The following is a 12,927-nucleotide window of genomic DNA, read 5'->3' as shown; positions in this document are numbered from 1 at the left end:
CGAGGCCAAGGCTGCCAAGACAGCCGCTGGCTGCCGCTGCGCCCAAGAACTCAGACCCTTCATGTTCGATCCGGAGTGTTGAGTGCTCGCCAAAGGCAGTCGCAAGTGTCACGTCATGGACGTGGTTCACCCGGGCAACCCTCAAGGGGCTAACGCTGGCGGATTGTTTCTGGAGGCAGTTTGAGCGGCAGCTTCTAGGTGGCCCACGCCATCGCGCACCTGAAAAGCGGCGGCCATGGTTTGGCGTGCATCGACTTGCGCCACCGTGGCCACGTGCCACCACTCACACACCACACGGCTGTGACTGATGTCCAGCAGCATATAACCGCGCTGATCCAGGTTCACATACTTGAAGTGAGGGTTCTGGCTGCGCATGTAGGCCGTGGTGGTGCCTTTGGGGTCGTCCAGACCGGGTGAGGTGACGGAGGTGCCGACGAACTCCACCGCCACAGCACCCTGGCCACTGCTGGGGTCGTAGCCACCGCTGCTCAGGTCGGGGTTGTTGGGGTCTTGGCACAGGTCTGCGGCCCAGGAGCTGTGGATGTCGCCCGTCAGCACCACTAGGTTGCGCACGGGCTTGCCGCCGTCTTGGCCGCGGATCACTTTGTACAGGCGGTCACGAGCGGGTTGATAGCCGTCCCATTGGTCGCTGTTCAAGAATAGTCCGCCGCCTTGGGCCAAGGTGTCGCCCACGGCTTTGAGCTGGGCGAACATCACGCCCTGGCCCAGCATCTTCCAGCGTGTGCCCGTTCGGCGCAGCTGTTTGGTCAGCCAGCTTTCTTGGCTGGTGCCCAAGAGGCTGCGGTTGGGGTCGGCAAAGGCATCGGTTTGGGCAAACGCCGGTCCCAGCAGGGTGGGAATAGTGGCTTCTAGTTGTTGGCTGCGCGCGCTGAGTCGCCCTTCCAACAAAATCAAGCTGATCAGGTCGCCAAAAGCCAAGCTGCGTTGGCTTTTGCTCGGGTCCGTTCTATCGACTTGGCGAACGGGCATCCATTCGAGATAGGCCTGTAGTGCTGCATCCTTTCTGGCGGACCAAGGGCCTTCAAGGCCCTCGGTGTGATTTTGGGCGCCGCCTTGCCAGGCATCGTTGGCCATCTCGTGGTCATCCCAGATCGCCACCACAGGGTGTTGTCGGTGCATGGCTTGCGCATCAGCGTCGCGCTTGTACTGGGCGTGGCGCTGGCGATAGTCGGACAAGCTGAGCAACTCGGTGCCGGGCTCGCACGCGCGTACCGAGCCGTACTGGCCGCTGCCGTACTCGTAAAGGTAGTCGCCCAGGTGAATGACCAGGTCCAGATCGGCCCGCTCTGCCAAGCGGGCGTAGGCATTGAAGTAGCCCGCAGCGAAGTTGGAACAACTCACCACGGCACAGCGCAGCCTGTCGACTGCACCCACGGGCAGTGTTCGCGTACGGCCTATGGGAGACGCCGTTCCTGAGTGCTTGAACTGGTAGTAGTAGGTCTGACCTGGCTGCAAGCCAGTGGCGTCGATCTTGACGGTGAAGTCTTGCTCTGGCTTGGAGGCAAAGCTGCCACTGCGCACGATGTCTTGAAGCGCTGTGTCGCGGGCCACCAGCCAGGTTCCTCGCGCAGGGCGGTCCAGCCGCGTGGGGCTGACGCGCGTCCAGAGGATGACGCGGTCACTCAGCGGGTCACCGCTGGCCACGCCATGCGCAAACACGGTGTTGCTGGTGCTCGCCGGCAAGCCCAGCGCAGGAAAACCAGCGGCCATGGCCAGGGCTGCGCCACCGGAGCGTCTGAAGAATGCTCGGCGAGGGTGCGTGTCGCGTGCGTCAGGCGTTTGGCGGGGGCGACCCATGGTGAGACGCCTTCAAGCCCTTAAACGCAGCGCCCCCCATCCACCGGAAACTCCACACCCGTGATGAAGGAGGCCTCGTCACTGGCCAAGAAGACGGCGGCTTGGGCCACGTCGTTGGGGGTGGAGAGACGGCCCAGGGGGATGTTGGCCTGGAACTTTTGGCGGTTCTCGGGGGTGTCGGGCAGGCCCATGAAGGACTCGAGCAGGGCGGTGACGCCCATCACCGGGCAGATGCAGTTGACGCGGATCTGGTCGGGCCCGAGTTCGGCCGCCATGGATTTGGACAAGACGTTGACCGCGCCCTTGGAGCCGTTGTACCAAGTCAGGCCCGGCCGGGGCCGGATGCCGGCGGTGGAGCCAATGTTGATGATGACGCCACCCTTGGCCTCGCGCATCAGCGGCACCACGGCATGGGTCATGTGGAAGATAGACTTGACGTTGATGGCGTAGACCTTGTCAAAGGTGGCTTCGTCGACTTGCAGGAGGGGCTGGTTACGGTGGGTCCAGCCGGCGTTGTTAACCACGATGTCCAAGCGCTTGAAATGCGCCAAAGTGGCGGCCACGGCGGCGTCGATATCCGCACGCAGGGTCACATCACAGCGCACGGCCAAGGCTTGCGGGCCCAGCTCCAAGGCCAGGGCTTTGGCGCCTTCCTCGTTGATGTCGGCCAGCACGACAGAGGCGCCCTGGGCGATGTATTGGCGGGCAATTTCTGCACCAAAACCGCTGGCGGAGCCGGTGACGATGGCAACTTTGTGGGACAAACGCATGGTCATTCCATTCCTTGGTCTAGGCTGATCGGGATGTACCCCCATGTTGGCAGCGGGCTTAAGGCTTGCCAAGCCGGGTTGTTCATAAGATCAGGCCTTTCGCGCACACCACTCAATCCATGAGCCACCTGTTCTCTGTGTCGCCCAGCATGCCAAGCGACAGCATCGGCCTCGCCGCCCCACGTCTTCTGCGAATGACCGGGGCCTTGGCGCTGACCGCTGGGCTGAGTGCTGCGGCTTTGGCGCAAGCCCCACCCACTGCTGCCAGCGCGGCGTCTGGCCCGGCGACAGCGACGGTGGAGCAGGGCAACCCCACCCCAGAACCCCCGCAGCCCACGCCAAGCCAGCCCCCAAAGTTTGACTATCAAGTGGGCTTGGCACTGATCTTGGGGCCAAGCTATTGGGGCAGTGCAGACCAAGGAGCCACACTGATGCCCGTGTTTGGCCTTCAGTATGGGCGGTTCAGGTTGTCGAACTCGCGGGCTTCATTGATTGAGCGCAGTGGTGGTCAGGGCACGCTGCCCGGGGCCAGCATGGAGCTGGGCCAGTTGGGCAAGTGGCGCTTTGATGCGGCGCTAAGGTTGGATAGAGGGAGAAAGTCCAGCAGCGCGCCCGAGTTGAGGGGGCTGCCAGATGTCGACTCAACGCTGAGATTGAGGCTGTTGGGTGAATACATGGTGAGCGAAGACACTCGCGCAGCCCTGAACCTGAGCACCGACATTGCCAACAAAAAGGGCGGCTCCGTGCTGAGCTTGGACATTGGGCGGGGTGGTGCCTTGGCCCCGGCTTGGCGCTGGAACGCTGGAGTGGGTGTGGTGGCGGCAGATGCCACCTACATGAACAGCTTTCACGGTATTCCGCCGGGCACCAGCAGCCCATGGCCGGTGTATCAGCCCTCGGGAGGTTGGCATGATGCCCGTGCCGGTGCAGGCCTGACATGGCGCATTGCGCCACATTGGCGCGCGGGTGCTGCACTTGGCGCCTCCTATTTACTCGGCCCAGCCGCTGCCAGCCCATTGACCGAAAGGCGCATGGGCGTGACCGCAACATTGGGCTTGGTCTATATCGGCAAGCCCTGACACAGATGAGAAGGCTTAGACGACCATGATGTTGAATACAGCCCGGGTGTTTGTGAGCGACCTCAGCGGCGCGCATGGGTTCTATGCGAACAAGCTTGGCTTGGCGCTGAAGTTTGGTAGCCCAGAGATGGGTTACTGCGTCTATGACGCGGGCGCCTGCCAACTGGTGGTGGAGCCGGTCGCGGCGGATGCACCGCCTGATGACCTGGCCTTGGTGGGCCGCTTCACGGGCCTGTCCTTCAAAGTGAGCCAGCTCGCACAGGACTTTGACAGACTGAAGAACGGCGGCGTGGTGTTCACCTCACCGCCAAAGCAAGAGGCTTGGGGTGGCCTGGTGGCCACTCTGCTGGACCCCGCAGGTAATGAACTGCAGCTTTGCCAGTACCCTGACGCTTTGTAATGGCAAGCCGGGAGGCTGGCCTAGCCGCTCTCGCTAAGATCATGGTTTTTACGACCCTTGAAAGCGTTTATGCAGGCATTGATCTTGGGCCTTGTGCTGTTTCTTGGCATTCACTCGGTGCGCATCTTTGCGGAAGACTGGCGCACTGCAAGACGAGCCGCGATGGGTGAGAACGCTTGGAAGGGCATTTACTCGGTGGTCTCGGCGGTGGGTTTAGGACTGATCATTTGGGGTTATGGTCAAGCCCGACAGGCGCCCGTGGTGCTGTGGGACACGCCAACTTGGACGCGCCATTTCGCAGCCTTGCTGACCCTGCTGTCCTTTGTGTTGCTGGTGGCTGCCTATGTGCCGCGCAATGCGCTGAAAGTGAGGCTGCAACATCCCATGATTTTGGGCGTTAAGGTGTGGGCCTTGTCACACCTTTTGGCCAACAACACCTTGGCCGATTTGCTCTTGTTCGGCGGCTTTTTGGTGTGGTCCATCCTGTGTTTTCGCTCGGCACGGCGGCGTGAACCTGTGGCCACAGCCCAGGCCCCGTCGGCAGTGGCCACGTCTTTGACCGTGGCCATTGGCGCGGGTGCTTGGGCCGTGTTTGCCATGTGGGGCCATGCGGCCCTGATCGGCGTGCGGCCCTTTGTGGCGGTGGCGCCTACTTCTTGATCACAAAGCGGTCAACGACCCGCCAGCCTGTGGGCAGGGGGTCGTTGAAGCTGGGGCGCTGGGGCACTTTGTCCAGGCCAATCAGAAACACTTCCAGTCTCGCTTCGGTGAGCCGAAAGCGCATAAAGCCTTTGTAGTCGGCAATGGCCAGCGAGCCAAAGGCGTTGTTAGGCAGTTGGGCGAAAGCGCCGCACATCAGTGCTAAGTACCCGCCAAACAGCAGCCCTCCGGCCAACACGCCCATCAGCCCGACACTGACCCAGGTGGCCAGGGCGGCAGCGGTGGCCAGCCAGGGCCCGGGCAGCCACTGGCCGACAGTGTCTTTGACGCCCAGGGCTTCTAGCCCAGCGTGCTGCAGGCCCACGCAGCTCAGCCAATAGAGCGCAAAGATCAAAAAGCCATGCGCCATGCCGTGCAGCAGGCCGCTGATGACGCGCCAGGCTTGGGGGCCGGGGCCCTCCCAGGCTATGCGCACGCAAGCCCCCAGCAAGCCCATATTGATGAAGGCCGCAAAGGGGCTGAAGACCATGGCTTTGAGCCACAGTACGGCGGCATCTCCAAAGGGCAAAGTGGCCATGGGCGCAAAGCCGTCTTGGGCGAAGCTCGCCTGGAACACGCCTGAGTTGACATAGGCGTTGAGCCCATAAATCACACCCAGGCACAGCGCAAAGCCGAAGTTGGAGTTCCAAAGCTCGTCCAGGGTTTTGCCAAACCCTAACTTAAAAGGTGAGCGGCTGAAGCCGATGCGAAACAAGGCCCAGAGGTTGGCCCAGGCGTGTTGGCGGCTGGCGGCGGCACTGGGCCACACGGCCTGGGGCTCAAACCGCGGCAGCTTGGGGTCTGCGGTGTCCACCCGCCCAGCGCGGACGCGCTGTTGCAAGTCGGGGCTGACGGCATGGGGCTCGGGCTCGCGGTTCAGCACCTTGGGCGCCTGCACGTCTTGGCAATGGGTGGGGTGGGCAAAGGCGCCGCCTAGGCCGCAGGTGACGAGATGGCTGTCACGCTGGGTCAGCGGGTCGCGGGCCAACGTCTCGCGGGCATAGTGGTGCAGGTCGCCGGCCAAGCGCAGGCGGATGTGCGCGCCTGCTGCTTCGATGGCGGCTTCTAGGCGCTGGTAGCGCTTGGGGTAGCCGGCAGAGGCGCCGTCGCCCAGGGGCCGGGTCCAGAAGGGCTCAGGGTAGAGCAGCAGCACATCGTCGCCCTTTCGGATGCCCTCGTCGCGTCCGGGATTGAGCAGGGCCATGAAGGCTTCAAGTTGCTGGCGGTCGATGTCGCCCACCAAGGCAAAGTCCAGCCCGAGGAACCAAAAGCCCTGCGGTAGTCGGGCTGCAAACCAGGTTTGGCGCTGCGGTGTGCGCGCGCCGTTAACGGCGCCCTTGTCGTAGTTGACGAAGTAACGGCAAAACGTGGAGGCCGAATCAAACCAGTCGTGGTTTTGCGGAATGCCAGCCATGAACTTGTGCGGGCCGGGTGTCGCCGTGGCGGTGCCGTCAGGGTCATGGCGCACAAAACGGCTCTGTGGGTCTCGGGCCAGGGCGAAGGGTTCGATGAAGCGGTACTGGTATTCCTCGGGGCTGGCCGTGGGGTAGGCCAAATCACCGCCCAAAATCAGCAACTCGCCCTCAGGCAAAGTGAGCCTATCTGCACCGCCCATGCCGGTGCTCACCTCTAACTCGCGCTTGAGCAGCGCCTGCGCCACGGTGAAGGTCGCATTGCCGCCGTCGCCGGTGTCGGACATGAAGTCGAACCAAAAGGGTTCGGCTTGGCTAGCGCTGCGCTCAGAAAAGTCCAGCGGCTGCAGCACCGGCGAGAAGGTCTCGCGCCTATCCAGATTGCGCTGAAAACTGGCGGACTGCAGCAGCTCACGCCCCGCCTGCCACAGCACCGGGGGTGAATACCAAGCCACCGGGCGGCGGTGGCTGGGGGTTTCTTGCGTGCCGAAGATGGTGCTCATGGCGGCATGCTACCGCCGCGAGCGGCTTCAGATGCGTATCGAAGACACCGCCTGCACCAAATGGTTGGCTTGGGATTTCAGGCTTTCTGCGGCCGCTGCACTCTGCTCGACCAAGGCCGCATTTTGTTGGGTCACGGCATCCAGTTGATGCACGGCGTCATTCACCAAGACCAGGCCATCACGCTGTTCGCCGGTGGCGGCGGTGATCTCGCTGATGATGTGCGAGACACGCTGGACTGAACCCACGATGTCGGTCATGGTGGTGCCGGCATCTTGAACCAAGCGGGTGCCGCTCTCCACCTTTTCGACACTGGCGCTGATGAGGGATTTGATCTCCCGCGCCGCCTCTGCCGAGCGCTGCGCCAGGGAGCGAACCTCACCGGCCACTACCGCAAAGCCGCGACCTTGCTCCCCCGCGCGGGCGGCTTCCACCGCGGCATTCAAGGCCAGGATGTTGGTCTGGAAGGCAATGCCGTCAATGACCCCGATGATGTCGCCAATCTTGCGGGAGCTTTGCTGGATGTCTTGCATGGTGGTGACCACGGCAGCCACCACTTCACCGCCACGTTCGGCCACCTGTGCGGCATTGGCGGCCAGGTCATTGGCGGTGCGCGCAGACTCGGCGGTTTGCTTGACGGTGCTGGTCAGCTCCACCACGGAGGACGAGGTTTGTTGCAGATGGCCAGCGGCTTGTTCGGTGCGATGGCTCAAATCGGCGTTACCACCCGCGATCTCGGCGGAGGCCGATTGAATGCTGCCAATGCTTTGGTGCACCGCGGCCATCGAGCCATGCAGTTGCAGCAGGGCTTGCTTGAGGGCGGTGGCTGCGCGGGTGCTGGTGTCAATGTCACGCACATCCAGGCTGATGTGAGCGTCGGTCTGGACCTTGCTCACCAGCAGGCTGAGCTCGTCGCCCTGGGTGGCATCCCGGCGCAGCAGCACCGCCATGTAGATCTCGAAGGCCGTTTGGGCAACCACGTAGCCGGCGTGGGCCAAGACGCGGGCGAAGTCGGGCTGGGTGAGGCAGTAAGTGCCGTAGCCCGCAGCTTGCAGGCGGTCGAAGGCAATGTGGTGCACCGCAATCAGCCCTGCGCCCAGCAGCAAGGGGCGCCAATCGCGGTAGGACAGCAGAAAAGCCAGCACCACGAACACGCCGAAGTGGAACTCCACAATGCCGCGTGCCAGTTGGATGTGCAAGGCCACACTGCTCATCAGGGTGGCGGCCAGCGTCAGGCGGGAGGCTAGGCTTCCCGGAAAGACTTGGGCCACGGCCAAGCCCACGGCCAGCAGCGGCAAGCCCACCAGCAAGGCAAGATTGAGCTGATTGAAGTGCCAGCCCGTTGCCACGGCAATCACCGTGGAGACCAAGAGGGCCACACTCATCAGTCGGTCTGCCCGGGTTGAGATTCGGGTCGGGGTGTTGGTCGCGTCCATCGCCTTCATTCCTTTCGGTAGCGCGTGCCCGCTGCCAGCAGGGCAGCGGCAAGGTTCGCGCAGTCTGTGCGAACCTGGTGCCGAGAAAGGGGAGAAAAGCGGCAGTGCGCCGGGTCAATCGTCTGGACCCCTTGGGGTTCACTGCAGGCGCTTGACCTTGGCGGTGGTGTTCAGTCCCTCGACTTGCAAGTAAAAGGCCCCTAAAACCCCGCGACGAATGGTGACTTTGGGGCTCTTGGCGGGCCAATACGCGCGGCTGCCATCAGTGACCTGCCAAACCTGCCCGTTGGCCAAGGTGAACTTGGTTTTGGCGTCCCAACCTTCGAAGTCGCCGGGCAGCACGCTGGTGATGGTGTCGGCGGCGCCTTCTTGAGCGGCCTTTTGTTCCAGGCCGAAGCGCTCGGTGGGGGTTTTGACAGGGGGAGGGACAGCAGGCGCCGCAGCGGCCACAGGGGCGGCAGGCTGTGCAACGGCCATGTCGGCCAGTTTGTCGTAGCACGCCAAGCGCGCGGCGGCCTCGCTGACTTGGCGGCAGCGTTGCCAGTCGGCCGCGGCCGGATTGGCCCACGCCGAAGTGAAGAGGCCGGCCGACAAGGACAGGGCTGTAGCAAGGGTGGCGAGAGCGTGCATAGGCTTGGGGTCGGGCGCTGAGCGATAAGGTGGGGATGATGCCGCATCTGGGGCGGCCTCGGGGAATCCCCAGGCTTCGAGATAGGGGCCGGTCAAAAACAGGGGACCCACTTGGCCGCACAATCCCAGCTTGTTCTCAGTCAGGGCCACTACCCTTTGTGCCACTGTCTGCGCCTGATCAAGGAGACTGTCATGCTGACCCGCACCGCTTCGTTCACACTGTCTGCCGTGGCCCTGGGGGTCGCGCTTTGCGCGGGGGCTTATGCCCCACAGGTTCAAGCGGCTGCCCCGGCGGGCTATAGCGCGCCTTCCAGCACCATCAACTGGTTGGCGGCGGCGGGTGATGCCGACATCGAAAAAGCCTTTGCCCAAGGCAAGGCCGAGAAGAAGCCGGTGCTGGTGTACTGGGGCGCTAAGTGGTGCCCGCCTTGCAACCAGCTCAAGGCCACCTTGTTCAACCGCCAAGACTTTGCGGACCGTGCCAAGCATTTTGTGGCGGTGAACATTGACGGTGACTTGCCAGGGGCGCAAAAGCTGGGCGCGCGCTTCAAGGTGCGGGGCTATCCCACGATGATTCTGTTCAGCCCAGACGGTGCCGAGATCACCCGCTTGCCTGGCGAGGTGGACGCCCCCATGGTGATGAATGTGCTGCAGATGGGCTTGGCGGGCGGGCGGCCCGTCAAGACGGTGTTGGCCGAGGCGCGTGCGGGCAAACCCGTCACTGCCAATGAGTGGCGCATGCTGGCCTTTTACTCCTGGGACACCGATGAAGCCCAACTGGTGCCCGCACCTGAGCGCCCGGGCTTGCTGGCCCAGCTCTCGGCCGCTTGCCCGCCAGCCGAGGCCGACACGGCCATGCGTTTGCTGTTGAAGTCTCTGGCGGAAAGCGACCAAGGCAAGGGCGTCAAACCTGACGCTGCTTTGCGCGAAAGGGTTCGCAAGATGTTGGCGGACCCTGTGGCCAGCCGCGCCCAGATGGATGTTGTCGTGAATGCGGCGGCCGATATCGTCAAGGGACTGGCTCCTGAGGCCGGTGCCGAGCGCAAACAAATGGTGGACGCCTTTGACGCAGCCTTGCAGCGCCTACAGGCAGACAAGAGCCTGTCGCGCTCCGACCGTATGTCTGCATTGATCGGCCGGGTGGCGCTGGCTCGCATCGACCTGCCCAAAGACACGGTGCAGCCCAAGCTGGCCGACGCCTTGACGCAGCAGGTCAGAACCGAGGTGAGCAAGGCGGATGCAGAGATCACCGATGGCTATGAGCGCCAGGCGGTCATCACGTCGGCCGCCCACTTGTTGGGCCAGGCCGGTTTGTGGAAGGAGTCCGATGCTTTGCTCAAGGCCAACCTGAGCAAGAGTCACTCTCCCTACTACCTGATGAGCCAGTTGGGCGGCAATGCCAAAAGGCAAGGCCGCACGGCAGAAGCGCTGGATTGGTACAGCCAGGCCTTCACCAAGAGCGAAGGCCCGGCGACCCGCTTGCAGTGGGGCTCCAGCTACCTGAGTGCCTTGGTCGACATGGCACCGCAAGACGCCAAGCGCATTGAGCAAACGGCCAGCCAGCTCATCACCGAAGCCGCCAACCAGCAAGGCGCGTTTTATGAGCGCAGTGCCCGCTCTTTGCAGCGCGTGGGCCAGAAGCTGGCCACCTGGAATGGCAAGGGCGAGCATAAGGACGTGATCCAGCGCTTGCGCCAACAGATCACCCCCGTCTGCGCCAAGTTGCCCACCGAGGGTGGGCAGAAGGCGGTGTGTGAAGGCGTGATCAAGGCTTGAGGCTCCACACTAGCAACACAAAGGTTGAATGAACCATGAAAGCCATTTGGCAGGGCGTGACCATCGCCGAGAGTGAGGACACCGTGGTGGTGGAGGGCAACCACTACTTCCCGGAGGCCTCGCTACGCAAGGAGTACACCACTTTCAGCAACCACCGTACGGGCTGTGCGTGGAAGGGGCAGGCGCATTACATGAGCTTGTTTGTGAACGGCGAGATGGGCACTGACCTGGTGTGGTTCTACCCAGAGCCGACCGAGGCCGCCTCCGAGATCAAAGGCCGGGTGGCCTTTGGGCGCGGTGTGCAGGTGGTGGAGTAGGCGGCAACTCATTCCGCCGAAACTGCAGTTGGTCGCATGAGGGGTGGCAAAGCGCTTGCCGTCCTGTCAGCATCCGAGCTTTAGATTCTCGGAGGTGTGCATGAAATCTCGTACGCAGGCGCCCATGGGCGCTTCGGGTGTGGCTGCCGTCATGGTGGCCGTGGCGGCCTGGGTGCCGGGCTTGGCGCAGGCGGTGTCGCCGCCCAAGCCGAGTGTGCCCACGGTGCTCTTCCCGCTCAGGGACTTCTTTGCCAACCCCGCCCAGGCCTATTTCCGGGTGAGTGACGATGGCCGTTGGCTGTCATGGATGCAGCCCGCAGTGGGTGACGGCGGCGCGACCCCTCGCATGAATATCTTTGTGCAGGCCCTGGAGGGCAGCAAGCCCACTGGTGCGCCCAAGCAGATGACGCGCGAGAGTGCGCGCGACATCAACAACTACTTCTGGAAGGGCGGCAGCACCTTGCTTTACCAGAAGGATTTTGGTGGCGACGAAAACTTCCACGTCGTGGCGGTGGATGTGACCACAGGCAAGGTGGTGGACCTCACACCGCACGATGGTGCTCGCGCCGAGATTGTCGACAACCTGGAGGAAGACCCCGACCATGTGCTGGTGCAGCACAACAAGCGCGACAAGCAGGCCATGGACCTCTACCGCGTGCATGTGCGCACCGGCGCCGAGACTCTGGTGGCCAGCAACCCGGGCAATGTGCTGGGCTGGGTGACCGACCACCAAGGCAAGGTGCGGATGGCGGTGGCCTCTGACGGCGTGAACAACAAGATCCTCTACCGCGCGACAGAAGCCGAACCTTTTAAGACGGTCATCGAAACCGATTTCCGCACTGAGGTTCAGCCGCTGTTTTTTGACTTCGACAACAAGCAGGTGTTCCTGCTCTCCAACCGGGGCCGCGACCTCAAGGCCTTGGTGAAATGGGACCCGGCCAAGCCTGAGGCGGAACAAGTGGTGTGGGAACACCCCAAGGTGGACCTGGGTGGCGCTACCTATTCCAAGCTGCGCAAGGTGCTGACCACGGCCGAGTACGCGGATGACTTGCCCGGCCGGCATGTGTTTGATGCCAAGACAGCCGCGCTGATGGACACACTGAAGAAGCGCCTGCCGGGCTACCAGATTGATGTGCAGGCGGGCACCCGTGCAGAAGACAAGTTCATCATCGCGGCCTACAACGACCGCACCACAGGCACCCGCTATTTGTTTGATGCCAAGGCGGGCACCTTGGACAAGCTGGCGGTGCTCAACCCCAAGCTGCCGGAAGCCCAAATGGCGGTGATGAAGCCCATCCGCTACACCGCGCGTGACGGGCTGGAGATCCCCGGCTACCTGACCTTGCCGGTGGGCCGGCCGGCCAAGAACCTGGCCTGCGTCGTCAACCCACATGGTGGCCCCTGGGCGCGTGATATGTGGGGCTTCAACCCCGAGGTGCAGTTCCTGGCCAACCGCGGCTATTGCGTGCTGCAGATGAACTTCCGGGGCTCGACCGGCTATGGCCGCAAGTTCTGGGAAGCCAGCTTCGGCCAGTGGGGCTTGAAGATGCAGGACGATGTCACCGACGGCGCGCAATGGCTGATCAAGCAAGGCATTGCCGACCCCAAGCGCTTGGGCATCTATGGCGGCAGCTACGGCGGTTATGCCACGCTGGCGGGCATCACCTTCACGCCGGACCTGTATGCGGCAGCGGTGGACTATGTCGGCGTGGCCAACCTCTTCACCTTCATGAAGACCATCCCGCCCTACTGTGAGCCTTTCCGCCAGCAGATGTACGCCATGGTGGGCAACCCGGATGACCCCAAAGATAACGCCCGACTGACCGCCACCTCACCGGCGCTGCATGCCGACAAGATCAAGACGCCGCTGCTGGTGGCCCAAGGGGCTAAGGACCCGCGCGTCAACAAGGCCGAGAGCGACCAGATGGTCGAGGCCTTGAAGAAGCGGGGCGTGACGGTGCAGTACATCGTCAAGGACAACGAGGGCCACGGCTTCCGCAACGAGGAAAACCGCTTCGAGTTCTATGAGGCCATGGAAGCCTTCTTCGGCAAGCACCTGAAGCCCTGACCTCAAGTGCTTTGGCGGCTC

The 12,927-nt window shown here is 63.1% G+C and carries 11 protein-coding genes; 6 read left to right on the top strand and 5 right to left on the bottom strand.

What is annotated here, in order from left to right:
* Positions 1-141 precede the first annotated feature (141 nt).
* Together ACIQ3Q_RS10985 and ACIQ3Q_RS10980 are read right to left on the bottom strand one after the other, a co-directional pair.
* Entirely contained in the window at positions 142-1,818 is a 1,677-nt protein-coding gene (locus ACIQ3Q_RS10985; protein WP_396269117.1) for an alkaline phosphatase D family protein, read from the bottom strand.
* Positions 1,819-1,838: 20 nt separating this feature from the next.
* Positions 1,839-2,588 carry an SDR family oxidoreductase gene (locus tag ACIQ3Q_RS10980; protein ID WP_396269116.1) on the bottom strand — a complete coding sequence of 250 codons (750 nt, stop codon included), beginning with the start codon at positions 2,586-2,588 and terminating at the stop codon, positions 1,839-1,841.
* 119 nt (positions 2,589-2,707) lie between these two features.
* Here ACIQ3Q_RS10980 and ACIQ3Q_RS10975 point away from each other — a divergent pair, with 119 nt between their 5' ends.
* The 3 genes from ACIQ3Q_RS10975 to ACIQ3Q_RS10965 all read left to right on the top strand — a co-directional run bounded on the left by ACIQ3Q_RS10975 (position 2,708) and on the right by ACIQ3Q_RS10965 (position 4,727).
* Positions 2,708-3,667 (top strand): MipA/OmpV family protein, encoded by a 960-nt coding sequence (locus tag ACIQ3Q_RS10975; RefSeq protein ID WP_396269115.1) that lies wholly within the window; start codon positions 2,708-2,710, stop codon positions 3,665-3,667.
* A gap of 25 nt (positions 3,668-3,692) precedes the next feature.
* Positions 3,693-4,067 (top strand): VOC family protein, encoded by a 375-nt coding sequence (locus tag ACIQ3Q_RS10970; RefSeq protein ID WP_396269114.1) that lies wholly within the window; start codon positions 3,693-3,695, stop codon positions 4,065-4,067.
* Between the two features lie 69 nt (positions 4,068-4,136).
* Positions 4,137-4,727 carry an NnrU family protein gene (locus tag ACIQ3Q_RS10965; protein ID WP_396269113.1) on the top strand — a complete coding sequence of 197 codons (591 nt, stop codon included), beginning with the start codon at positions 4,137-4,139 and terminating at the stop codon, positions 4,725-4,727.
* On the opposite strand, the gene ACIQ3Q_RS10960 is transcribed toward ACIQ3Q_RS10965, so the two are convergent.
* From ACIQ3Q_RS10960 to ACIQ3Q_RS10950, 3 genes are all read right to left on the bottom strand, one after another.
* Positions 4,717-6,681: a hypothetical protein gene (locus ACIQ3Q_RS10960; RefSeq protein WP_396269112.1), complete on the bottom strand. Its 1,965-nt coding sequence runs from the start codon at positions 6,679-6,681 to the stop codon at positions 4,717-4,719. The genes ACIQ3Q_RS10965 and ACIQ3Q_RS10960 overlap by 11 nt on opposite strands.
* Before the next feature lie 27 nt (positions 6,682-6,708).
* On the bottom strand, positions 6,709-8,115 hold the full coding sequence (locus ACIQ3Q_RS10955; RefSeq protein ID WP_396269111.1) for a methyl-accepting chemotaxis protein: 1,407 nt from the start codon (positions 8,113-8,115) through the stop codon (positions 6,709-6,711).
* Between the two features lie 138 nt (positions 8,116-8,253).
* Positions 8,254-8,745: a hypothetical protein gene (locus ACIQ3Q_RS10950; protein WP_396269110.1), complete on the bottom strand. Its 492-nt coding sequence runs from the start codon at positions 8,743-8,745 to the stop codon at positions 8,254-8,256.
* A gap of 192 nt (positions 8,746-8,937) precedes the next feature.
* Here ACIQ3Q_RS10950 and ACIQ3Q_RS10945 point away from each other — a divergent pair, with 192 nt between their 5' ends.
* The 3 genes from ACIQ3Q_RS10945 (at position 8,938) to ACIQ3Q_RS10935 (ending at position 12,906) form a co-directional block, all read left to right on the top strand.
* Positions 8,938-10,521: a thioredoxin family protein gene (locus ACIQ3Q_RS10945; protein WP_396269109.1), complete on the top strand. Its 1,584-nt coding sequence runs from the start codon at positions 8,938-8,940 to the stop codon at positions 10,519-10,521.
* 35 nt (positions 10,522-10,556) lie between these two features.
* Positions 10,557-10,838 carry a DUF427 domain-containing protein gene (locus ACIQ3Q_RS10940; RefSeq protein WP_396269108.1) on the top strand — a complete coding sequence of 94 codons (282 nt, stop codon included), beginning with the start codon at positions 10,557-10,559 and terminating at the stop codon, positions 10,836-10,838.
* A 151-nt stretch (positions 10,839-10,989) separates the two neighbouring features.
* Complete coding sequence (locus ACIQ3Q_RS10935) at positions 10,990-12,906, top strand: prolyl oligopeptidase family serine peptidase (RefSeq protein ID WP_396269147.1); 1,917 nt, start codon at positions 10,990-10,992, stop codon at positions 12,904-12,906.
* The last annotated feature ends 21 nt before the right edge of the window (positions 12,907-12,927 follow it).

Source organism: Ideonella sp. (genome assembly GCF_044358605.1).
Lineage (GTDB): Bacteria > Pseudomonadota > Gammaproteobacteria > Burkholderiales > Burkholderiaceae_C > Ideonella.
Note: the sequence above shows the minus strand (reverse complement) of the source record. Positions and strands in the feature narration are given on the sequence as shown.